Source organism: Arthrobacter sp. TWP1-1 (assembly GCF_049897845.1).
Classification (GTDB): domain Bacteria; phylum Actinomycetota; class Actinomycetes; order Actinomycetales; family Micrococcaceae; genus Specibacter.
In genome coordinates this window covers 1-21,825 of sequence record NZ_JAFCXC010000007.1, presented here as the reverse complement: position 1 = coordinate 21,825, position 21,825 = coordinate 1, and the positions used below count along the sequence as shown (strand labels likewise).

Annotated in this window: 21 protein-coding genes; 13 read left to right on the top strand and 8 right to left on the bottom strand. The window is 61.0% G+C overall.

The annotated features are described in order from the left end of the window. Nucleotides 1-7: 7 nt before the first annotated feature. The 8 genes from ACP7B9_RS12780 to ACP7B9_RS12745 form a co-directional block, all read right to left on the bottom strand. A complete protein-coding gene (locus ACP7B9_RS12780) occupies nucleotides 8-1,477 on the bottom strand; it encodes a CotH kinase family protein (protein ID WP_425863924.1) in 1,470 nt (489 codons plus the stop codon). 28 nt (nucleotides 1,478-1,505) lie between these two features. Then, complete coding sequence (locus tag ACP7B9_RS12775; protein WP_425863922.1) at nucleotides 1,506-3,110, bottom strand: carbohydrate-binding domain-containing protein; 1,605 nt, start codon at nucleotides 3,108-3,110, stop codon at nucleotides 1,506-1,508. A 10-nt stretch (nucleotides 3,111-3,120) separates the two neighbouring features. Then, nucleotides 3,121-3,906, bottom strand: a complete 786-nt coding sequence (locus ACP7B9_RS12770) for a polyphosphate polymerase domain-containing protein (protein WP_425863921.1) — start codon at nucleotides 3,904-3,906, stop codon at nucleotides 3,121-3,123. Then, entirely contained in the window at nucleotides 3,906-4,538 is a 633-nt protein-coding gene (locus ACP7B9_RS12765) for a DUF4956 domain-containing protein (protein WP_425863919.1), read from the bottom strand. Before ACP7B9_RS12765 ends, ACP7B9_RS12770 begins: the two co-directional genes overlap by 1 nt. Before the next feature lie 39 nt (nucleotides 4,539-4,577). Continuing rightward, on the bottom strand, nucleotides 4,578-5,687 hold the full coding sequence (locus ACP7B9_RS12760; protein WP_425863917.1) for a GtrA family protein: 1,110 nt from the start codon (nucleotides 5,685-5,687) through the stop codon (nucleotides 4,578-4,580). Between the two features lie 6 nt (nucleotides 5,688-5,693). Beyond that, nucleotides 5,694-6,743, bottom strand: a complete 1,050-nt coding sequence (locus ACP7B9_RS12755) for a phosphodiester glycosidase family protein (protein ID WP_425863915.1) — start codon at nucleotides 6,741-6,743, stop codon at nucleotides 5,694-5,696. A 65-nt stretch (nucleotides 6,744-6,808) separates the two neighbouring features. Then, on the bottom strand, nucleotides 6,809-8,341 hold the full coding sequence (locus ACP7B9_RS12750) for a sensor histidine kinase (RefSeq protein WP_425863913.1): 1,533 nt from the start codon (nucleotides 8,339-8,341) through the stop codon (nucleotides 6,809-6,811). Next, nucleotides 8,341-9,084: a response regulator transcription factor gene (locus ACP7B9_RS12745; protein ID WP_425863912.1), complete on the bottom strand. Its 744-nt coding sequence runs from the start codon at nucleotides 9,082-9,084 to the stop codon at nucleotides 8,341-8,343. The genes ACP7B9_RS12750 and ACP7B9_RS12745 overlap by 1 nt, the downstream gene beginning before the upstream one ends. Before the next feature lie 204 nt (nucleotides 9,085-9,288). Here ACP7B9_RS12745 and ACP7B9_RS12740 point away from each other — a divergent pair, with 204 nt between their 5' ends. The 13 genes from ACP7B9_RS12740 to panC all read left to right on the top strand — a co-directional run bounded on the left by ACP7B9_RS12740 (nucleotide 9,289) and on the right by panC (nucleotide 21,659). Next, nucleotides 9,289-10,443 (top strand): zinc-dependent metalloprotease, encoded by a 1,155-nt coding sequence (locus tag ACP7B9_RS12740; RefSeq protein WP_425863910.1) that lies wholly within the window; start codon nucleotides 9,289-9,291, stop codon nucleotides 10,441-10,443. Next, nucleotides 10,444-11,601 carry a tRNA lysidine(34) synthetase TilS gene (tilS, locus tag ACP7B9_RS12735; protein WP_425863908.1) on the top strand — a complete coding sequence of 386 codons (1,158 nt, stop codon included), beginning with the start codon at nucleotides 10,444-10,446 and terminating at the stop codon, nucleotides 11,599-11,601. It begins immediately after the preceding gene. Nucleotides 11,602-11,654: 53 nt separating this feature from the next. Further along, nucleotides 11,655-12,206, top strand: a complete 552-nt coding sequence (hpt, locus tag ACP7B9_RS12730; RefSeq protein WP_425863906.1) for a hypoxanthine phosphoribosyltransferase — start codon at nucleotides 11,655-11,657, stop codon at nucleotides 12,204-12,206. 240 nt (nucleotides 12,207-12,446) lie between these two features. Continuing rightward, entirely contained in the window at nucleotides 12,447-14,453 is a 2,007-nt protein-coding gene (gene ftsH / locus ACP7B9_RS12725) for an ATP-dependent zinc metalloprotease FtsH (protein ID WP_425863904.1), read from the top strand. Nucleotides 14,454-14,473: 20 nt separating this feature from the next. Continuing rightward, the gene (folE, locus tag ACP7B9_RS12720; protein WP_425863902.1) at nucleotides 14,474-15,112 is read left to right on the top strand and encodes a GTP cyclohydrolase I FolE; all 639 of its coding nucleotides are present in this window, start codon (nucleotides 14,474-14,476) and stop codon (nucleotides 15,110-15,112) included. An 11-nt stretch (nucleotides 15,113-15,123) separates the two neighbouring features. Then, nucleotides 15,124-16,083 (top strand): dihydropteroate synthase, encoded by a 960-nt coding sequence (gene folP, locus ACP7B9_RS12715; protein ID WP_425863900.1) that lies wholly within the window; start codon nucleotides 15,124-15,126, stop codon nucleotides 16,081-16,083. Beyond that, entirely contained in the window at nucleotides 16,080-16,496 is a 417-nt protein-coding gene (gene folB / locus ACP7B9_RS12710; RefSeq protein WP_425863898.1) for a dihydroneopterin aldolase, read from the top strand. Before folP ends, folB begins: the two co-directional genes overlap by 4 nt. Beyond that, the gene (gene folK, locus ACP7B9_RS12705) at nucleotides 16,493-17,032 is read left to right on the top strand and encodes a 2-amino-4-hydroxy-6-hydroxymethyldihydropteridine diphosphokinase (protein WP_425863896.1); all 540 of its coding nucleotides are present in this window, start codon (nucleotides 16,493-16,495) and stop codon (nucleotides 17,030-17,032) included. Before folB ends, folK begins: the two co-directional genes overlap by 4 nt. A gap of 135 nt (nucleotides 17,033-17,167) precedes the next feature. Further along, nucleotides 17,168-17,671: a DUF3180 domain-containing protein gene (locus tag ACP7B9_RS12700; RefSeq protein WP_425864168.1), complete on the top strand. Its 504-nt coding sequence runs from the start codon at nucleotides 17,168-17,170 to the stop codon at nucleotides 17,669-17,671. Then, on the top strand, nucleotides 17,664-18,185 hold the full coding sequence (locus tag ACP7B9_RS12695; protein WP_425863894.1) for a PH domain-containing protein: 522 nt from the start codon (nucleotides 17,664-17,666) through the stop codon (nucleotides 18,183-18,185). The genes ACP7B9_RS12700 and ACP7B9_RS12695 overlap by 8 nt, the downstream gene beginning before the upstream one ends. Beyond that, complete coding sequence (locus ACP7B9_RS12690; protein ID WP_425863892.1) at nucleotides 18,182-19,717, top strand: PH domain-containing protein; 1,536 nt, start codon at nucleotides 18,182-18,184, stop codon at nucleotides 19,715-19,717. Before ACP7B9_RS12695 ends, ACP7B9_RS12690 begins: the two co-directional genes overlap by 4 nt. Further along, nucleotides 19,707-20,633 carry a Rossmann-like and DUF2520 domain-containing protein gene (locus tag ACP7B9_RS12685; RefSeq protein ID WP_425863890.1) on the top strand — a complete coding sequence of 309 codons (927 nt, stop codon included), beginning with the start codon at nucleotides 19,707-19,709 and terminating at the stop codon, nucleotides 20,631-20,633. The genes ACP7B9_RS12690 and ACP7B9_RS12685 overlap by 11 nt, the downstream gene beginning before the upstream one ends. A 111-nt stretch (nucleotides 20,634-20,744) precedes the next feature. Beyond that, nucleotides 20,745-21,659, top strand: coding sequence for a pantoate--beta-alanine ligase (panC, locus tag ACP7B9_RS12680; RefSeq protein ID WP_425863888.1), 915 nt, complete (start codon nucleotides 20,745-20,747; stop codon nucleotides 21,657-21,659). The last annotated feature ends 166 nt before the right edge of the window (nucleotides 21,660-21,825 follow it).

Here is a 21,825-nt window from a genome sequence, read left to right as displayed (position 1 = left end):
ACCCGTCTTAGCTAGCAAGGGCCTTCTTCAAGGCCTCGCCGCGCTGGTTCAGGAAGGTAGTAAGGGTCGCCGACTTTTCCTTAACCGCGTCCTGAGTTAGATCGTCACTTACCGGAATCGACGCCGTGATGGTCGTCAAGAGCGACGTCCCCTTTCCATCGGTGAACACCGTTGTGTAAAGCGCCTGGTAGGCCGACTTGTAGAGCTTCTTGAAAGTCTCCGAAGCCAGGAAACGGGTCTTGAGCGTGTTCCCGCCAAGTCCACCAGCGGCACCACCCTTGCCGCCGCCCATGGACATGGACTCGTCCGGGCTGGCTGTGGCGTTGCCGCTCAGGGCCGAGTTTAGATCCCACGAGATGACGGTGAACTTTTTCGTGCCGAGGTCATAGTAGAGGTAGTAATTCTGGCCGGGGCCGGCCATGTCATCGGAGTTGGCCAACAGGTTCTGCATAGCCGTGTATTTTGCGAAGGAATCCACGTCAACCCATGTAGCCAGTTCGGCGTCAAAGGTGGCATCGTCAGCCTCATCGAGCCACTTCAGGAAGCTGACAATGGGTTTGGCGTCCTGATCGTCGGTCTTGTTCAACTGCTTGAACTGGTCCTCGTAGGTGGCCAAGTCATCTCCCTGGTAGGAGAATTTGGAATCGGCATCGGCCTTGAAGAGGACACCATTTCCGTCCAAGAGGCCCTCAGCGTAGGTCTCCTCAGGATTTTCTAGCAACAACCGGGTTTTTGTTGCCGAGCCGTTGACCGAGTAGGTGGTGTAGGCGTACCGCTGGGTTATTTGGTCCGTTGCTGCCGTCAGTGAAAGCGCCAAGGCCTCGTTGATAACAGGTGATCCCGGGCGTAGTGCCAGCTGGGTCAGTCCTTCATATTGGATGCCATCAACGTACTTGTCGAAACGAATCAGCAACGGCAAGCTAGCCGGATCGTCCGAAGAGATGTTAGCGGAATCTCCCATTCCGCCCATCCCACCCATATTCGCCATATCGGTCGGCATATCCGTTGGCATGGTGCCGTCGAAACCTTCCGGAGGCGATATGCCGGCCATGTCGGTTGGCATATCGGTGGGCATGGTGCCATCGGTTGTTCCGCCGGGGGCCATTCCGCCGCCACCGAATGTTTTGCCACCCAGTGACATGAGTGTCGAGTTTCCTTTCAAGCGGACGCCTACGTTTTTGATCAATGTGCCGTCGATCGTGATGTCTGCGGTGATCCACGACTTGTCGGATTCGTTCGAGTAGTTCGCGATCATTTCCGTGTAGTCGTCCTCGTTCCAGACAATGCTCACCGCGTGTGGGACGCTGGCGTCGAAGAGAGTGACAGATCCGGTGATGGAGGTATCGCTCTTACCCGCGGCCGAGCTAGCCGAGCTAGTTGACGAGCTGGAGCAGCCTGTTACAGCCAGCGCAGCAGCGGCGACGGACCAAGCCAGGATGTTACGTCGGCTGGGTCCTGCAAGTGATTTTTTATTCATGGCACTTTCTCTAAGTTGATTCATATTATTAGCGCTGTCCCATTCCGCCACCGCTGGTGTATTCGCCAGCCGTAGCCGTTGTCACTTCCGTGGCACCGGTGGCGGAACCCGTACCGAGCCCAGCTTCAACATCAGCCGTGCCGCCGGTAAGGACGGTGTATTGTTCGCCAGCCGTAAGGTCAGCGCTCGAGAAGACGATTGAGGAGGTTTGCTTGGTGGTCACAAACGTTGCGACAACGGTTCCCGTTGAGTCGGTGATCTGAACGGTTGTTCCGGCGGCCACAGCGGAGTCAAAGGTGATCTGAAGGCCGGACTGGGTTGAGGTCTCACTGGGAGTCACAACCATTCCGGCGCTGCCTGCCGCGGCGATGGTGCCGCCAGTGACAGTCAGATCACCGTTGACGTCCAGGGCACCATTGCCGTCGGATGACGGCCCGTTGACAACAATGGTTCCGCCGCTGATGGAGGCGTTGCCGTTGGAGTCCAAACCGTCGCCTTCCGCGTTGATTGTGATGGTGCCGCCGGAGATATCTAGGGAGAAGTCGCCCACGGTGTCCATGCCGCCACCGCCCATGCCGCCTTGCTGGCCACCTTGTGCTGACTCAGCAGCAGTATCGGTGGTTGTTGTGGACCCGCCGGCGGCATTGAGGCCGTCGTCGTTGGAGGTGATATTCACGGTGCCGCCCGAGATGGAGATGTGGGGGGCCGCGAGACCTTCTTCGGACTCTGAAACGGTTGCGGTGCCGTCGCTGATGGTCAGCGTTGTGGCTGCCTTGATGCCGTGATCCCCGGCTGCCACATTCAGTGTTCCGCCGGCTACCAGGAGCCAGCCGTTGTCTGTTTCGGTGCTGTTGGTGGACTTAACACCGTCGCCGCCTGCGGTCACCGAATAGGCGCCGTCGAGCAGAACCGTGTAGTCCTTGCCCTTGATGCCATCATCGGCTGCCTTGACGGTGACATTTCCAGCGGCAAGCACTAGTCCGTCCTGGGAGACAATGCCATCGGCGTAGTTGCCGTTGACGGCCAGCGTGCCCGTTCCGGCGATAGTGAGGTCTGCCAAGGAGTAGACGGCGGCGTTGGCGGCATCCGTTCCCGTGGCCGTGTAGCTCGAGGCGTCGCTGAGGGTATTGGTGGTGCCATCTTCAAGGAAGAGCAACACCTCGTTGGCGCTTTTAATATCAACGGCCGAGCCGGTTGAACTGGTTACCGTGGCATTGTCCAAAATAATGCGCACTACATCTTCTTCTCCCGCAGCGACTACCAGCTCGCCATCGGCCAGCGAGCCGGAGACCCGGTATGTTCCGCCGGCGGTGATGGTCACCGTGTTGCCATCAACCGAAACGGCATCTGCGTTGGTACCCGAGGCTGCGGTGGAACCGTCGGCCAGAGTCACCGTGGTTTCTTTGGCAGCATCCCACGTAAGGTCGTCGGCATCGTAGTGGGTTGAGTCGGCGATGCTGCTGGCCAGCTCGGCCGTCGTTCCGCTGGTGACCACGCTGGTGGCCGACGACTCGGCAGCGGAGGTGGAATCCGCCGTCGAACTTGAGGACTGGGCTGAACAGCCTGCCAGGGCCAAGGCCAGGGCGAGTGCCGCTACGGAGGTGACGCGTTGTGCTCGGGAGAAGAAGTTCATCGTGTGTTCCTTATCGGTTCGGGGGTTGCGGCATGTTGAGGCTTAGTGCGCGGTGCCAACGATTGGCCGGCAGGTGCGGCATGAGGGTGGCCATGCCGGTGGCAAATTTTGAGATGCGGGAGGGTCGGATGCCGTTCCTCCATAAGTGTTTGTCGAGCTGGCCGGGGGCGGAGCCGGATTTCGTCTCCACCACGAGTTGATCCGTCATGATCAGCGGATCCGCTCCAGGCAGTGACCACGCAACGTTCACATCGATCGTGGCCCGGCTGTTGGAAGCCGGCAGGTACAGGGTGATCCGCCCGTAGACCGTTTCCAGCACGGGAGACAGGTTGACCGGCGGTGCCTGGCCCGTTCCTAGGAGTGTCTCGGTGATGTAGGCCGCGCCCTCATCCGTAATGGTGGAGCGATCGGCAAGGTCGTAGGGAATACGTTCCTTGACGGTGGCGCTACGGGAGCCCTCCGTTTTGACTTCGAGGAAGCTGACGCCGCTGTCGAGGTAGCTTCGGGTGCGGATCTTGTAGCGTCGTCGCCGGCCGTAAGCGGCCAGGTGGTAGCTGTCCAGCCCCGGGGTATCGAAGTACACGGAATCGTAAGGGAAGATCTGCAGGCCGTTGGTGTCCAAGACCTGCATCTCAGCGTCAAAACTGTTGAAAATCTCCGTGAACTTGTCCACCGGGACCAGATATTTGCGGTCAATTCTGGTCTGTAACGCCGCGGTGGTGTTGAGATCCTCAAGATTGATGGTTGGCAGCGTGTCCAGCCGGGGGCTGAGGGTGCTCTGGTAGCTGAGTTTCACTAGGCACCTACCTGATCAAAGTTCCGGCCCGCTGCTGGGGGGAGCTGCTCCAGGAGCGGCCCCCGTGGGCCCGATTCCTGCTTGCTGTAGACGCCAACTTCGAAACGGACATCTACGTGGGTCTTGTCGTTGACCAGATCAAGGCACTGAACAATAACGGTGTGGACGGTGCCGCCAAGGACCTCTTCCAGCCGAGCCTTCAGAACTTCCGGATCGGCGATGGCCTGATCTAGGATGACGCTCTGTTGACGGTAGGCCGGGAGAACGCGGGGGTTGTCACCGATGAACATGACAGCAAGGATCAGCGCCATCAGCGAAAGCGAGAGCCACAGCGGATCAACACCAAGTCCGGCAATCAGGCCAAGTGCCAGCGCCGAGAAGTAATAGGCCACCTCGTGCTGGGACAGTTCCGTGGAGCGCAGACGGATGATCGAGAGGACACCGAACAAGCCAAGGCCAAGTCCGACGCCAGCGCCCGAGCTCGAGAGGGCCGTTGCCACGGCCAGAACGCCAACGTTGATACCGAGGTAGGAGACCACCAGGTCGCGGCGCCGGTGCCGGCGCAGATACATGCCAAATGTCAGCACCATAATTGCCACAAGATCGGCGGCCACGAATATCCAAGCGTTCATAATTGTCTCCAAATTCAAGGTTCTAAAGGGGTTCTATAACTAGACTTCCGCGTGAAGCTGTGCTGAATCTGTGACGGTGGACAGCTGGGCTTGTGAATATATATTCGTTGCCGATTTCTCTTCTTTGGCGGTGGCCCGCTCTCGGAACAGGAACCGTTTTTGGACGGCGAAGCTGAGCAGGAACAGCACTATCTCGGTCAGGATCTTGGCCGGCAATGCTGGCAGGCCGGCCTCCGTGAAGCTGATGAGGAGCCCATAATTGGCGCCCAGCAGGACCACCACCAGGGCAAAGTAGCGCAGCGCTGTTCCTTTGAGTGGGGCGGATCGCCCTTCAGGGAAAACGAGGCGCCGGTTGACGGCGAAGTTGGCAGCTGAGCTGATGGCCCTAGCGCCCACTACGGCCATCCACAGGGATCCTGTGGCGGCCATGAGGACAAGGAAAGCGACCGTGTCCACCAGGAACCCCATGAACGATGACATGGAGAACTTCAAGAGTGGTGCGTAGATCCGCAGGGAGTCACGCAGGGGGCGGAAATGTGATGACTCATTCTCGGAGATATAGATGGTGGCGATGCTGACGCTTTCGAAGGTGTAACCCGCCGAGCGGGCTTCCAGCAGAACATTGAGCTCATACTCATAGCGGTCCCCGCGCACGGACAGCAGCCAGGGAAGTAGCTGGGCCGGGTAGCCCCGTAGACCCGTTTGGGTGTCACGAAGCCAGGTGCCGGTTGCCAAGGCAAAGAAGAACCGCGTGGCAGAGTTACCGAAACTGCTCCGCAGCGGAACTTGGCCACTGAAATGCCGCTCACCTAAAACAATGGAATTGTTGGGCTCAACTGCCTGAGCAACGCGGAGAATGTCTGTTACGCAATGCTGGCCGTCGCTATCGGCACACACCACATCGTGACCGGGCAGGTTGGCGGCGATGTAACTGAAACCTGTTTTAAGTGCCTGCCCTTTGCCGTGATTATGGGGGTAACCGATGACTATGGCGCCAAGGGTTTCCGCCTGCCGAAAGATTGCTTCGAAGCGTGGACCGCTGCCGTCGTCAACAATCACAATTTTTATTCCGGTGCCGGAATCATTCAGTGCGTGGATCAGCTCGGGGAGTTTTTCATCGGGTTCAAAGGAGGGGATTAAGATGATCATCGCTGCCTACTTCGCTAAGTAAAGGATGTCGGAGGTGCCGCGTTCCTGGTTCTTGCCCAGGGGGTTGTTCACAAGCGAGCCGTTGAAGTACATGGTTGAGGATCCGCCGCCGTCAATGTTGTACGCCGTGGTGGCGCCCTGATCGAGCATGATCTGGGCGAGATCAGGGATGGTGACACCCGCGCTGTACCCGGTGGAGCGGCCATCCACCACAACGAAGACCAGCTGATTGGTGCCAATGAAACCAACCGCCGTTCGCGGCTGAAGTCCCTGAATGGAGTGGTTGCCAAAATTGGTGTCAACTTCGATGCTGTCGATGCCGGCCTTGACGGCGCCGTTCTCAATGAGTGAGGGACCGAAGGAGAGCGTGTTCCATACACCGTCAGCCACGAGGGTTGCGGCATCTGTTGCCGTCTCGTCGTAAACCTTGACCGTGCCATCGCGGTAGAAGGCAAGGCCGTCCCTGGCGCCGGCGTCGCGGTAAGCGACGCCGTTGCGAATCACGATTCCGGTATCGCGGAAGCCATAGTAGTCACCATTGATGGCGAAGATGGCGTCCTTGCTCGCGGCAATGGCGGAGGTGGTTTCGGTGATGTTTTCCCCGAAGCTGTTCTGCGCGAACGCGGATTTCAATGCCGTCGCGTCGGTCAGATCGATCTTCGCCGTGAAGTAGTTCAGCGTTGAATCGCCGCTCCCGGTGGTGACCTGTTCAATGGCGAGAGTTGCGTTTGCGGACGTGAAACCGTTGTCACTAACGACGCTGGCAGCATCGGATGCGCTTGTCGCGGCGGCGCTCGCCGTGGTGCTGGATTCTGACGTGACCGCGCTGGCCTCGTAAGCGTCGACGTCAGTGATTTCAACGTGCTCCACGACGAACCGGTCAAGGGCCCAAGCCGTGGCCCCGCCGGCGGAGAGAAGCAATCCAAGGGCCCCGCCTAGGACAACGCGTCGACTTGGGGATTTCTTGGCACCGGCGGCAACGGGTGCTTGCTCTGCGGATAGTTGCTCTGTGGGGATCTGCTCTGTTGGGCCTGTGGGAGAAGAAGAATTGTTCATACTTCTTTTTTACGCAGGCACCCTGTGCCGTTTGCATCCCCTACCTTGTGCTGAAGCTGTGAGCCTTAGTTGGTGTGCTCCTGGACCGGCAGCTGGAGCATAAAGCACGTCCGGCCGGGGACGCTGGTTACGGTGATGGTGCCTTGATTCGCCTCCGCCAGGGCATCGACAATGGCCAAGCCCAGCCCCGAACTGTTGCTTCCGTTACTGCTGGCACGCGCGGCATCGGCCCTGCTGAATCGCGTGAATATTCGATCGAGGAACTCTTGGGGAATGCCTTCTCCGTTGTCCTCGATGGACAGCGCTGCCATCCCCTTGGCAGCTGTCAAGCTCACTTGAATGTGGGTGCCGGCAGCTGTGTGCTTTGCCGCGTTCGAGAGGAGGTTGATGATGATTTGCCGCACCTCGGCTTCCACGGCAAACACCAGGACCGGCTCCTCGGGGAGTTGCAAAGCCCACGTGTGGTCCTGTGCCGCAACTCTGCTGTCCTGCGTGGTTTCCATCAACAAGTCCGTCAGGTCAACGGAGTCCGGTGCTCCCCGTTGGCCTTCATCAAGCCGGGCCAGGAGCAGCAGGTCTTCCACCAATGCGGACATACGCCGGGATTCACTGTCCACCCGACGCAGCGCAGAGGATCCGGATGGGGTCAGCTTCTCGCTCAAGAGGACAAGCTCTGTGTAGCCGCGGATGGAGGTGAGGGGAGTACGAAGTTCATGGCTGGCATCGGCGACGAACTGACGCACCTTCACCTCGGCGGCATGGCGGGCCGCAAAGGAGCGGGTCAGGTGGTCCAGCATGTTGTTGAATGCCACGCCCACATCACCAATTTCGGTGCCGGGTGCCGAAGCCATAGGAGGGATGCGCACGTTGATGGGCGCTTCTCCCGAGTCCAGTGGCAGTGAAGCAACAGTGGTTGCCACGGCGGAAAGTTCATCTAGGGGACGCAGGGAGCGCCTAATGATGATGGTCCCAACCAAACCGATCAAGGCCAGACCAGCCGTGGAAACGATCACCGTTGTCCACGCAAGGGAGTTCAGGGTTGAATCCCGCTCCGCGGTGGGGAATCCCACCACGAGTTTCCCTCCCGTGGGCATGAACGTCGAGGACGCGGACAGCCGGTAGGTGCCGATGGAGAGGTCCATTTCGGTGGCCTCGCCGGTGGTGGGCAGGTGCTGGATTTGCCGTAGATCCGCGGAGGTCAGGGCGATGGCGGAACCATCTGACTGGACGACAGAAGAGTCGATGACGGTGGTTGGCGAAATGCTCTGGGAGAACAGCGCCAATAGCGTTCCTGGCCGCTGGCCCCGGGTGTCCAGTGGATTGGGCTGCCCACTGGGTAGCGATGACAGCCCATCGGCGTTAACGACGGAACCTTGCGGCCGGTCTTTGGGGCCTGCGGAGCGTGCCGCCGATTCGTGGAGGCTGCTGTCGATTTGTTCTGTGAGATATGTGTTCATGGCCAGGTGGCTCACGATTCCAATCGTGGCGCAGATAGCGGCAAGCAACGCCAGGACAGCGAGAATCAATTTGGTCCGCAGCCTGTGGGTTCGCTGTCTCCGCACACCGGGTTGCGCCTCGGCGCTGATGGGACCAGTCACTAATTGGCCGGCTTAAGGACGTAGCCCACGCCGCGGACGGTGTGAATCATGGGGGTGCGACCGGCGTCGATCTTCTTGCGCAGGTAGGAGATGTAAAGCTCTACGATGTTCGCCTGACCACCAAAATCGTAGTGCCACACTTGATCGAGGATTTGGGGTTTGCTGACCACACGCCGCGCGTTTTCCATGAGGTAGCGTAGCAACTCCCACTGGGTGGCGGTCAGATCGATGTCCGTGCCGCCGCGGGTGACCTCGCGAGTGTCAAAGTTCAGGACCAGATCGCCCACCACAATCTCGGCGTTGTCTGAGGACGCAATTCCGGAGCGTTGTACCAAGCGATGCAGGCGCAGCATGACCTCCTCCATGCTGAAGGGCTTGGTGACGTAGTCATCGCCACCCGCAGCCAGCCCGGCAATCCGGTCATTGACGCCGTCGCGGGCCGTCAAGAAAAGGGCCGGGATGTCCGTGGCGAACTCACGGATCTTTCCCAGCGCCTCGATCCCGTCCATTCCGGGCATCATGACATCAAGGACCAGTACGTCCGGGCGGAAGGTGCGCGCAGTGCGAACGGCCTCGGCGCCGTCGCCCGCCGTGGCAACTTCCCACCCCGCCATACGCAGGCCCATGCTGATCAGTTCCGACAGGCTCGCTTCATCATCGACAACCAGGGCGCGGATGGGGCTGCCATCCGGGTGCGACAGCGGCGGCAGGTCGGTGAAGGAAATCCGCGGGTTCTGCGTCATGAACGTGAGTCTTTCGTAAAGGCCGGCCCTGGTGTGACCTGCATCTGGTGGTTCCAACAGTAATTGCCCGCGGCTCAAGGCGGCGGCCTTTCAGTTGCTTTTATCTCAGTGTGACCGGCAATTCTAGGCCGCATCTAGTCCGATCCTGTGCTTCAGCTGTGAGGTGTCGGCCAGCTTTCAGGCATCTGTGGTCTGATGGTATTTATGACTCCGCAGAGCAAAACTACATCCACGCAGCTGCCCAGCATGATCAATTGGGAACTTGCCGCAAAGACGGCCGCAAACTTGACGCCGGCCGGGCCCCCGCTGAAGGGATCGGAGATTTCCTCGGCCGTAGAAAACCTGCGGCTCATGGCGGAGAAGTCCGTGCCACACGTTCACGAAATCAGCCGGCTCGAAGCGGCCAAGGATCTTCGCGATTCCGAGGTGCTGGTGGTAGACAGGGCCTCCTGGGCCAAGGCCAACACCCAGAGTTTCGCCGTCATGATGGATCCGGTTTTACGTGCAGTTGCAGCCAAACAAGCCGGTTCCGCACAGGGAAGCAGTAACGCGCTTAGTGCCACGGTGACGGGCGCCCAATTGGGCGGTTTGTTGGCCTTCATGTCCAGCAAGGTCCTTGGCCAGTACGATCCCTTTGCAGCCTTGGCGCCTACCCGTTCCGCCGAGCAACAGGCATCCGGCGGGCGTTTGCTGCTGGTAGCTCCCAATATCATTACTGTCGAACGTGAACTCAAGGTCGACCCGTCCGATTTCCGGCTTTGGGTGTGCCTGCACGAACAGACGCACCGCGTGCAGTTTGCGGCCGCACCATGGCTGAGACATCACATGCTCAGCGAGATCGAGAAGCTCGGATCGCTCCTAGTGGGAGACTCGGAAAAATTTGGCGAACGGCTCCTTGAGACAGTGAAGTCCATGGGATCCAAGCCATCTGGGGTCAAGTCATTGGGGACCGAGGGTGCCACGAAGGATCCCAGCCGCGGTGGCGTCCTGGATCTGCTGCAAAATCCCGAGCAAAAGGCCGCACTTTCACATCTGACGGCCGTCATGAGCCTCCTGGAAGGCCACGCAAACGTTGTTATGGATGGCGTTGACCAGCGCATTGTGCCCACTGTGCGCACCATTCGCCAGCGTTTCAACGGACGGGGCAAAGACCGTGGCGTGATTGAAAAGTTCATCCGCAACCTCATCGGCCTGGACGCGAAAATGCGCCAGTACAGTGACGGGGCAAAATTTGTCCGCGACGTTGTGGCCGTGGCCGGAATGGACGGCTTCAATAACGTCTGGACAAAGGCGGAGAACCTGCCGACGGAACCGGAAATCCACAACGCCCGGCTCTGGATTGAACGGATGGGTCTGTAGATGGAAACCGCCATTACACCCCACGACCATCGCCGCGCCCGCGGTCGTCTTGACCCCACGGTTGGCAAGGCACGGGCCATGGTGGGAGAGCTTTTGGGTCTGAAAACCACCGGTAAGAACCGCCCCGTTGACAATCCGCCCCTTATTTTGGTGGGGTGCAGCGGTGGGCCGGACTCGCTGGCGCTGGCAGCCGTCTGCGCATTCTTCGCAACTCGCGGCGAAGTTCGCGTAGGCGCCGTGGTGGTTGACCACCAGATGCAGGACGGCAGCGCCGAGGTGGCTCAGGAAACCGCGGACCAGCTGCGTGGTCTGGGCCTTGACCCGGTCATGGTGCGCACCGTTGATCTCCAGCACGACGGCGTTGGCCCGGAGGCGGCAGCCCGCGCCGCCCGCTTTGGCGCACTTGAGACGGCGGCACGAGAATCCGGCGCCCAGAATGTCCTGTTGGGACACACCCTGGATGACCAGGCCGAGTCCGTCCTCTTAGGGTTGGCCCGGGGCTCGGGAACCCGCTCACTGGCCGGCATGCGTGAACGTCGCGGAATCTACCTTCGTCCCTTCCTTGCCCTGCGCCGCCATGAGACATTGGCCATATGTGAAGCGCTCGCCTTGGCACCGTGGCACGATCCCACCAACCAGGATCCGGCCTATCTGCGGGTCCGGGTCAGGAACAACGTCATCCCTTATCTTGGCGCCGAGTTGGGCCCGGGGATCGCCGAATCCCTTGCAAGGTCAGCGAACATTTTGGGACATGACGCCGATTATCTGGACGAGTTGGCGGCTGTTGAATACAACAGAATGGCCCTCCGTGGCCCGCTGTCTGCAGATGGCAATGTTGCGGGAAATGACGCGGGAAATGGCGCCGAAAATGGGACAGAAGCTACCGGCGTGCAGGAAATCGCCCTGTCCGAAGATGGTCTGAGGGGACTGGCTCCGGCCCTGAGGATGAGGGTGTTGGCGCTGGCCGCCGTCGAACTTGGGGGAGTGCAACCAAGCCTGGAACGGCTCGGCTCCGCCGAAAAACTCCTCGAGCGGAAGGGCTCCGCCGGACCGGTGCAATTAGCCGGAAAAGTCAGCGCCTGGCGAATCTCACGGAACCAGGGCGTTCCCCACGATGGCCCCGGCTATGGGAAGCTAGTTCTTAGACGCAGCACGTAAGCGCCCAATAGTACTAAAACCAGTACCAAAACCTTCACAATCAGGAGTCATTGGTGGATTCACAAGACGTCCAAGCCGATCTTAAGCACGTTCTTTATACCAAGGAACAAATCCAAACCCGCGTCGCCGAACTGGCCGCACAGATTGACGCTGACTACCAGGACCGCGATGTCCTCCTCGTCGGTGTACTCAAGGGCGCTGTCATGGTCATGGCCGACCTGTCCCGGGCGCTGCACAGCCACGTCACGATGGACTGGATGGCAGTTTCCTCCTACGGCTCCGGCACCCAGTCCTCTGGTGTTGTACGGATCCTCAAGGACCTCGAAACCGACCTCATGGGCAAGCACGTGCTCATCGTCGAGGACATCATCGACTCCGGCCTGACCCTGTCATGGTTGCGCGCCAACCTGATGTCACGCGGCCCGGCCTCCGTTGAAATCTGCACCCTGCTGCGCAAGCCCGCAGCAGCAAAGGTAGAGATCGACGTCAAGTACGTTGGCTACGAGATCCCCAACGAATTCGTTGTCGGTTACGGCCTGGACTTCGCTGAGAAGTACCGCAACTTGGACTTCATCGGTACCTTGGCACCGCACATCTACGAGTAATTCTCGTAGGGCGCCCGCTTCTCCGTTATTTCGGGGAGGCGGGCGTTTTTGCATTTCGGTGGCTTACATGGGTGAATATTCGGCCAAATGCGTGAATCGTTATGCCCTCAGGGAACTATTGGGCATTCCCGTACGTGTTGTAATGCGAACGGTGTAAAGCTATTACTTGGGAACGTGTCGCCGCGTCCTCTACAGGTACGAATTGGTTGAGCAGGAGGGACGAGGCCTGGCCTCGAACACATGAAAGTCAAGAAACTCTTCAAAGGTCCATTTGTGTGGATCGTTGTGGTGGTTGTGCTCATTGGAGCCGGCCTGTTCACATTGACCGGTACCGGGACCAACCGGGTCGGCACGTCCGAAGCTCTGGACCTGCTCAAGAGCGACAAAGTTGCCTCGGCCAAGGTCTTTGGCTCCGAGGGCCGGGTAGACCTGATCCTCAAGGATGACTACACGACTGCCGAGGGCCGCAAGGCCGGCAAGAACGTGCAGTTCTACTTCGGTGGCTACCGGGCAACAACCATGGTTGCTGCCATTGACGACGCCAAGCTGGAAAAGTTTGATGACCAGCCGGCGTCCAACAACTTCTGGTCCAGCATGCTCTCGCTGCTGATTCCGTTCGTCCTCATCGGCTTGATCTTCTGGTTCCTGTTCTCCCGCATGCAGGGTGGCGGCTCCAAGGTCATGCAGTTCGGTAAATCCAAGGCCAAGCTCATGACCAAGGACCATCCGCAGGTGACGTTTAGCGACGTTGCTGGCGCGGACGAGGCTGTGGAAGAACTGCACGAAATCAAGGATTTCCTGCAGAACCCGGACAAGTTCACGGCCGTTGGCGCCAAGATCCCCAAGGGTGTGCTGCTGTACGGCCCTCCCGGAACTGGTAAGACGCTGCTGGCTCGTGCCGTTGCCGGCGAAGCTGGCGTGCCGTTCTACTCCATCTCCGGTTCTGACTTTGTTGAAATGTTTGTGGGTGTGGGTGCTTCCCGTGTCCGTGACCTCTTCGAACAGGCCAAGGCGAACTCCCCTGCCATCATCTTTGTTGACGAGATCGACGCCGTTGGCCGCCATCGCGGTGCCGGCATCGGCGGCGGTAACGACGAACGCGAGCAGACCCTCAACCAGCTGCTCGTGGAAATGGACGGCTTTGACGTCAAGACCAACGTCATCCTGATTGCCGCAACCAACCGTCCCGACGTCCTGGACCCCGCACTGCTGCGCCCGGGCCGCTTTGACCGCCAGATCCCTGTTGAAGCACCCGACCGCTTGGGCCGCGAACAGATCCTGAAGGTTCACTCCAAGGGCAAGCCCATGGCTCCCGGCGTCGACCTGAACGCCGTTGCCAAGAAGACGCCCGGTTACACGGGTGCCGATCTGGCCAACGTCCTGAACGAGGCGGCCTTGCTGACAGCCCGCTCCAACGCCCAGCTCATTGATGACCGTGCCTTGGATGAGTCCATTGACCGCGTCATGGCCGGGCCGCAGAAGCGCACCCGCGTCATGAAGGAAAAGGAACGCAAGATCACCGCGTACCACGAGGGTGGTCACGCCCTGGTTGCCGCGGCCATGCACAACACGGCCCCGGTCACGAAGATCACGATCCTGCCTCGAGGCCGCGCCCTGGGTTACACCATGGTGGTTCCCGAGGATGACAAGTACTCGATCACCCGCAACGAACTTCTGGACCAGATGGCCTACGCCATGGGCGGCCGTGTTGCCGAGGAAATCGTGTTCCACGATCCCTCCACCGGGGCCTCGAATGACATTGAGAAGGCCACCGCAACGGCCCGGGCCATGGTCACCCAGTACGGTATGAGCGAACGCATCGGTGCCGTCAAGCTTGGCGCGGCCGCTGGTGAACCCTTCGTTGGCGGCGGTGGCGGTCACGAACGTGACTACTCCGAGTCGGTTGCCGGGATCGTGGATTCGGAAGTTCGCAAGCTGATCGATCAGGCCCACGATGACGCCTATGAGGCACTGATCGCCAACCGCGACATCCTTGACCGTCTCGCCTTGGAACTGCTGGAGCGCGAAACCCTGAACCAGGCCGAGATCGCGGCCATCTTCACCGACCTCCGCAAGCCGGCCGAGCGCGAGGTCTGGCTGTCCAAGGACACCCGGCCCGTCTCGGATCTGCCCCCTGTCATCACCGACAAGGAACGGCGCGAAGCCGCGGCCGCCATCGAATCTGCAGCGGCACCGGCCCTGGAGTTGACGAAGGATGACGCGCCGGAACTGCCCGGCCAACCGTAATCGAAGATAGGATCACATCCGTGACTTATTACGACGACGAACACGACTCCGTACGGGGCGGCGCCTCAGGTGCCGCCCCGGAGGGCGACGAATTTCAGGTGGACCTGCCGCGGATTGAAGCGGCCGTCCGGGAAATCCTGCTTGCCATCGGCGAAGACCCCGAACGCAGCGGACTCCTAGATACCCCTAAGCGGGTGGCCAAGGCCTATGGTGAAGTCTTTGCCGGACTGCATCAGGATCCGGCCGATGTGTTGGGCGTAACTTTTGACATTGCGCATGAGGAAATGGTCCTGGTCAAGGACATTCCCTTCTACTCAACGTGCGAACACCACCTAGTGCCCTTCCACGGCAGCGCGCACGTTGGTTACATCCCGGCGTTGGATGGGCGCGTTACCGGCCTGAGCAAGCTTGCACGCCTTGTGGATATCTATGCCAAGCGCCCGCAGGTTCAGGAACGGCTCACAACCCAGATTGCAGATGCCTTGATTGAGCATCTGAAACCTCGCGGCGCCATAGTTGTCGTTGAGTGTGAACACATGTGCATGTCCATGCGTGGCGTGCGTAAACCAGGGGCCAAGACAGTCACCAGTGCTGTCCGCGGCCTGCTTCATGAGCCCGCAACCCGGGCCGAAGCCATGAGCCTGATTCTCGGAAGGTAACTTTACAAACCATGGATTCTCTCGCAGCCGCCCCCGGTACGGGCCCGGCCACCTCTCCCTTGCCCGTCCTCCGGGCGCGGCGGGCGGTGGCAACGTTTGCCGCCCTGCCGAAGGACCGCACGGTGGTCATGGGTATCTTGAACTGCACCCCTGACTCCTTCAGCGACGGTGGCGAGTACGACTCCACTGAAACTGCCATCGCACACGGTTTGCGTATGTTTTATGGCGGAGCGGACATCATCGATGTGGGCGGGGAATCAACCCGTCCGGGCGCAGCGGATGTTGATGAGCTCGAAGAGCAGAAACGAATTCTGCCCGTCATCTCAACTCTGGCCAAGGCTGGCGCCCTGATCAGCGTCGACACCCGCCACGCCTCTACTGCTGCCCTGGCACTGGATGCCGGCGCAGGTCTGATCAACGATGTCTCCGGTGCCCACGTCCATGACGACATGATCGCACTCATCGCGGAGCGCCAGGTTCCCTACGTCTTGATGCACAGCCGCGGCGATTCCCGGGCCATGGACTCCCTGACCCAGTACACCGACGTCGTTGAAGATGTGGTGCGTGAACTGAGTGAGATTCGGGCGAAGTTCTATGCCGCGGGCGTCAAGGAAGAAAATCTGATCCTTGATCCAGGAATCGGCTTTTCCAAGACGGCAGAACAAAATTGGGAATTGCTGGCCAACCTCCAGCAGGTTGCGGAGATGGGCAACAAGATTCTGGTGGGCACCTCCCGCAAGCGTTTCCTTGGCTCCTTGCTGACCAATGCTGGTAAGGCCGCGGCACCCAAGGAACGTGACGACGCCACCTCGGCAACCACTGCCATTTCTGCCGCACAAGGCGTTTGGGGCGTTCGCGTGCACGACGTCGGAGCGAGCCTTGACGCTGCAAAGGTCGCCGCAAAGCTGGTGGCCGGCAAGCGCTCTCGCGACGCCCGGTTGTTGGCTGCTGCGCAAGCTGGTGGCGAGTGACGGCTCCGAGTACTTCAGCGGTGGCGCACAGCGACTCGATCAAGCTCTCAAGTGTTACGGCCATCGGCTACCACGGGGTTTTCGATCATGAAAAGCGTGACGGACAGCCGTTCATCACGGACGCTGTGCTGTACATGGACGTCTCGGCGGCTGCGCAAACGGATGATCTGAGTAAAACGGCTGATTACGGTGCGGTGGCAGAAACCATCGTTTCCATGGTGACAGGCGAGGCGTTCGATCTGATCGAAACGCTCAGCGTCCGCATGGCCGAGAAGATCCTGGCTGACTTTCCCGTGGTCAATGCCGTGGAGGTCACCGTGCATAAGCCCAAGGCCCCCATTCAGGTGCCGTTCGGCGACGTCAGCATCACCGTTTACCGCTCCCGCACCGTAACCGTAACTGAGTCGGCATGAACGCCGTTCGTCCGCTGACCAGGGCCATTCTGGCCTTAGGTAGCAACCTCGGCGAACGCAAGGGGACGCTGCAAAGCGCCGTCGCCGAACTGGTTGACCGGCCCGAGGTGCGCCTGCAAAATGTCTCACCCGTGGTCACCACCAAGCCGGTGGGCGGACCCGAGGGCCAGCCCGATTTTCTGAACATGGTCATTGCCGTGGACACCACACTGGCGCCGGAGGAGCTCTTAGCGCACTGCCAAGTCGTCGAGCTGGCCCATCACCGGACCCGGGATGTGCGTTGGGGTGCCCGCACCCTTGATGTTGACATCATCACGTACGGCGACGTGGTCAGTGCGGATCCGGTGCTGACGCTGCCGCATCCGCGTGCTGCCGGGCGGGCGTTCGTGCTGTATCCGTGGTCACTCATGGACCCCAGTGCAACCTTGGCCGGGCAGTCCGTGGCGGAGCTCGCCGCCGCCGCCCCCGATATGCCCGGCATTGCCCACGCGCAGGATGGGCTGCTTGCCCATGACTCTGCGGCTGCTGCCGAGTAACTGCCAGCCACAACCCAGCTGCCATCGCCCAGCCGCAAGAACCTAGGGCGGCAAAAAAGTCCAAAGCGGCAAAAAACCAGTACGGTTAAATGTGTAGTTCCAACGCGAATCGATGAGGCAATCATGAGAAGCACAATGCGGACCATCAGGCCTACATGGCTGCTGGCCGTGGCCGTATCTGTGGCGGTCATTGGCTGGGTCGTCACGGAGCTGACGTCCCGCGCCAGCCTGGCCCTGCCGGTCTTGCCGTTGAGTTCCCTAGTGACCATGGGTTTGATTGCTGTGGTGTGCCTGATTCTTGGTTTGAAGGTCCGCCGGTGGCGTGATGGCAAGCGTGACAAGGTCCTTGACCCGCTCCTTGCTGCCCGCACCTTGGTGCTGGCCCAGGCCTGCGCCTATGCCGGCGCCATGCTGTTTGGTTGGCACGCCGGTATTCTCCTAGACCAGCTCCCCACCCTCTTCTTGCGGGAAGATCTGGCCGTCATCTGGCAGATCGTGGCCCTGCTGTCGGGTGGGATTGTCATGGTGGCCGTGGGAATCGCCGTCGAACGTTTCTGCAAACTGCCGCCGGAAGACAGTGAACCGACATCAAAACCGCGGCCTAAGCGTGAAAGCCACGGGGAGGAAGAATTTGCCTAAGCAACACAGCAGCGCCATCGACCCCGCGGACGTCAACTTTCTGGGGGTTTCAGGACGGCTGGTCACGGCACGATTCATTTCAAGCGGCATTGGGGCGCTCATCTTTTTGGCCGTAACCGCCGTTCCCCTCGTCCTGAAGCTGACAGGAGTCTGGAGCGGCTACCCGGCATGGCTCGCCTGGGCAGCTCCGGCCGTGGTGATTGTTGTTGCCGTGTGGGAAATGATCCTGATTCCGCGGCAGGTTCGCGCCATTGGCTACGCCGAACGCAACGAGGACCTGCTGATTCGCGGCGGCATCATGTTCCACCGCGTCATGGTTGTTCCCTACGGGCGTATGCAGTACGTGGACGTCACGATGGGTCCGCTGGAGCGCATGCTCGGCCTGAGCACCATTCACCTGCACACGGCCTCGCCCGGTACCAACGCCGTGATCAACGGCTTGCCAGCGGCGGAGGCGGCGCGCCTGCGTGAGCAGCTTTCGGCCCGCGGTGAGGCGAAATTGGCCGGCCTGTGAGCGAGGACGTTCTTGACGGCGAGCAGCCCTTCACCACCGACGACACCGAAACGTGGCACCGTGTGCACCCCGTTTCGCCGCTGGTTCGTGGCTGGGTGGCAGTTGTTGCTGTCATCTTCATCTTTGGCCGGAACTCGTTGGAGTCGGTTTTTTCGGAGGGCTGGGACGGCGGGAATGCACTGACTCGCGGGACCCCTGCGCTCTTTATGGCCGTGGTGGTGGGTGCCGCCGTCGTCATTTTCGGTGTGGCTTTCTTCCTGTCCTGGCGCTTTACGCGGTATCAGGTCACGGATGAGCACGTGCACATTAATTCCGGGATCGTATTCCGGCAGCAGCGGCGCGCACGGATCGATCGGGTGCAGGCCATCGACGTGGCCCAGCCGCTCGTGGCGCGCGCCTTTGGGCTGGCCGAGCTGAAATTTGAAGTGGCCGACGGCGGGAAGTCGGCCATGAAGCTTTCCTTCCTCAAGCTGGGGGAGGCCAAGCGGCTTCGGGCAGCCATTCTTGCCCGGGCCGCCGGCGTGGCCATTGACCCGGAGGCGCCAGGGCAGGTACAGGAGGCGCCGGAGTCGCATGTGCTAGCTCTCAGGCCGGGCCGGATCATCGGTGCGGCCTTCCTTGGCAGCACAACCGTTCTGGCCCTCTGCGTCATTGCGGCGGCGCTTGTGGCCGTAGCTTGGAGCGGCAAACCCGGTGTTTTGGTCGGTGCGGTGCCCATTTTCATTGGTATTGGTGCCGCGTATTGGAAGAACATCACGGGTGATTTCAATTTCAGGGTTGCGGTTTCCCCCGACGGCGTGCGCCTGCACTACGGCCTGCTGGAAACTCGTTCGCAAACCATTCCGCCGGGCCGCGTCCAGGCCGTGGGTATCAGCCAGGGCCCGCTCTGGCGGCTTTGTGGCTGGTACCGGGTGCACGTGAACGTTGCCGGCTATGGCACCGACTCCTCCGACCACGGCTCCCGGACCGTGCTGCTTCCGGTGGGAACCCTTGATGAGGTTATGGCCGTGCTGGGGCTGATATTTCCGGATCCGGGCGTGGAAAACCCCTTTGAGGTATTTGGTGCCGGGCTGCGCGGACCGGCAGATGCCCAAGGCTTTGTCCACTCGCCGCGGTCGGCCCGCTGGATTGACCCGCTGTCCTGGCGCCGCAATGCCTTCCGGGCCACCGAGACCGCCCTGCTCTGCCGCCGCGGCGTGATTTTCCGCAGCCTGCAGGTGGTACCGCATGAGCGGACCCAATCGCTCGGGCTGCGCCAGGGCCCGCTCATGGCCGCCCTTGGCCTTGTGGATTTTGAGCTGCATTCAACGGCGGGGCCCATCCGCCCGCTGGTGCACCACATGTCCCTGGCGAACGGGTTGCAACTTTTCGATGAGCAGGCCGCCCGTGCAGCGACGGCCCGGCGCGTCCACCGAAACGAAAAGTGGCTGGCGACTCCGGTGGTCGAGCCTGCCTTGCCGGTCGAGCCTGTCGAGGCCCCCGCGGCAACAGAACAACAATTGCGTATCAAGGAGCAAGAACGTGGCTATTAAGCCGGGCCGTCTAGGCATTGGAATCATCGGCGCCGGCAAGGTGGGTGCCGTTTTGGGTGCCGCCCTGCGTGGCGCTGGGCACGCCGTCGTGGGAGTTTCAGCGGTTTCGGAAAGCTCCAAGGAGCGCGCAGAGCTGCTCCTGCCGGGTGTGCCGGTGCTGGAGGTGGCCGAAATTGTTGAGCGGGCCGAGCTGGTCTTGCTCGCCGTTCCCGATGACGTGCTGCCCGAACTCGTGGCGGGCCTTGGCGCCATGGGGGCGTGGCAGGTTGGCCAGCTGGTGGCACATACCTCCGGGCGCTTTGGGGTGGGAGTCCTGGCCCCGGTCAAAGCTGCCGGTGGCATCCCGCTGGCCCTGCACCCGGCCATGACGTTTACCGGCATGAGCCTTGACCTGGCCCGGCTGACGGACTGCAATTTTGGTGTCACGGCCGATCCCGCCATGCTTCCCATCGCCCAGGCACTAGTGGTTGAGATGGGGGCGGAGCCGGTGGTCATCGCCGAGGCTGACCGTGTTCTCTACCACGCGGCCTTGGCGCATTCGGCAAACCACATGGTCACGCTCGTGGCCCAGGCGGCGCAGATCTTGGGCGACATTGGCGTTGAATCGCCCAGTCAGGTGCTCGGTCCGCTGCTGCGCGCTGCCCTGGAGAATGCGCTGGCTTCCGGGGAATCGGCGCTGACAGGTCCGGTTGCGCGCGGGGATATTGGCACCGTGGCCGCGCATTCGGCCGCGCTGCGGGAGCATGCGCTGGACACCGGATCGGGGGACGTCCTTGATGCCTACCTGGCCATGGCTGGTGCAACGGCTGCCAGGGCGGCACGGCGCCGGCTGCTGTCCGCGGAGGCGTATCTTGGAGTTCAGGCCGCGTTGACCACGGACGACGCCGGACCCTCCACCGGGTCCCCGGCCGCCTAGGATATTTGGCCGCCTAAGATATCTATTGGCCATGTGACGGCCTGTCGGCTGGTTCGCGGGCTTTCGCTGTGTGATTTGTATGGATTGAAGAGATTTAAGAAAGTGAAGAGCATGAGCATTGCCCTGGTGACAACGATTGCCGAATTGCAGGCGCTGACAAGTCAGAAGCTGCGCCTGAAGGAGGCAGCTGGCGAACCCAAATCATTGGGGCTGTTGCCCACCATGGGTGCCCTGCACCACGGCCACGCTACGTTGGCCCGCCGGGCCGTTGCCGAAAATTCGGTGGTGGTTGCCTCCGTATTTGTGAACCCGTTGCAGTTCGGTGACGCGCAGGACCTGGCACGCTACCCGCGCACCACCGAGGCAGACCTGGCGCTGCTCGATGAGGCCGGTGTTGACTTCATGTTTGCGCCATCCGTGGAGGAAATGTACCCCGACGGGGAACCGTCTATCCGTGTTACGGCCGGGAAGATGGGCGAGATCCATGAAGGTGCCTCACGCCCCGGGCACTTCGATGGTGCCTTGACCGTCGTGTCCAAGCTGCTTCATGTGGCGTTGCCGAACGAGGGCTTGGCCGCGATCGATGGCCGTCCGGCCTACCGCGCCTACTTTGGTCAGAAGGACGCCCAGCAGTTGACCCTTGTTCGCCGTATGGTCGCGGACCTGAACTTCCCGGTTGAGATTGTTCCGGTCTCGATTGTTCGCGATGAGGACGGCCTGGCAACCTCCAGCCGGAACCGTTTCCTCTCCGAGCAGGAACGCACCGCCGCGCTGGTGCTCTCCCGCGCGCTGGGGCTGTTGGCGAGCCGGGCTCAGGCCCACGAGCCGCTGGACATCGCTTCGGCAGAGGCGTTGGTGCACAGCGCCCCCGGAGTGGAACTGGATTACCTGGAAGTTGTTGATCCGCAGACCCTTGCTCCGCGAGCCGAGAACTGCCAAGACACCCCGTTCACCGGCGAGGCACTCGCGCTCATTGCGGCCAAGGTCGGTTCGGTTCGCCTCATCGACAACATGCTGCTGGGCTGACAGCAGCTGTCGTCTGCCGAACGTACAGTTGATGCCGATGTTCAAGTGGCAAAGTCAAGTGGTCGTAGCAACGCGGGGGTTATGCTGCTGTTTGCAGCAGCTGGTTGAGTCGGTTGGCAGGCGTCTCAAGGTTGAGGGTCGGGCGGGGCCGGCGGTTGAGTTTCGC

Coding starts and splice junctions, on each gene's coding strand:
- ACP7B9_RS12780 (WP_425863924.1), bottom strand. CDS start 1,477: ATGAATAAAAAATCACTTGCAGGACCCAGCCGACGTAACATCCTGGCT.
- ACP7B9_RS12775 (WP_425863922.1), bottom strand. CDS start 3,110: ATGAACTTCTTCTCCCGAGCACAACGCGTCACCTCCGTAGCGGCACTC.
- ACP7B9_RS12765 (WP_425863919.1), bottom strand. CDS start 4,538: ATGAACGCTTGGATATTCGTGGCCGCCGATCTTGTGGCAATTATGGTG.
- ACP7B9_RS12760 (WP_425863917.1), bottom strand. CDS start 5,687: ATGATCATCTTAATCCCCTCCTTTGAACCCGATGAAAAACTCCCCGAG.
- ACP7B9_RS12755 (WP_425863915.1), bottom strand. CDS start 6,743: ATGAACAATTCTTCTTCTCCCACAGGCCCAACAGAGCAGATCCCCACA.
- ACP7B9_RS12745 (WP_425863912.1), bottom strand. CDS start 9,084: ATGACGCAGAACCCGCGGATTTCCTTCACCGACCTGCCGCCGCTGTCG.
- ACP7B9_RS12740 (WP_425863910.1), top strand. CDS start 9,289: ATGACTCCGCAGAGCAAAACTACATCCACGCAGCTGCCCAGCATGATC.
- tilS (WP_425863908.1), top strand. CDS start 10,444: ATGGAAACCGCCATTACACCCCACGACCATCGCCGCGCCCGCGGTCGT.
- ftsH (WP_425863904.1), top strand. CDS start 12,447: ATGAAAGTCAAGAAACTCTTCAAAGGTCCATTTGTGTGGATCGTTGTG.
- folP (WP_425863900.1), top strand. CDS start 15,124: ATGGATTCTCTCGCAGCCGCCCCCGGTACGGGCCCGGCCACCTCTCCC.
- folK (WP_425863896.1), top strand. CDS start 16,493: ATGAACGCCGTTCGTCCGCTGACCAGGGCCATTCTGGCCTTAGGTAGC.
- ACP7B9_RS12700 (WP_425864168.1), top strand. CDS start 17,168: ATGCGGACCATCAGGCCTACATGGCTGCTGGCCGTGGCCGTATCTGTG.
- panC (WP_425863888.1), top strand. CDS start 20,745: ATGAGCATTGCCCTGGTGACAACGATTGCCGAATTGCAGGCGCTGACA.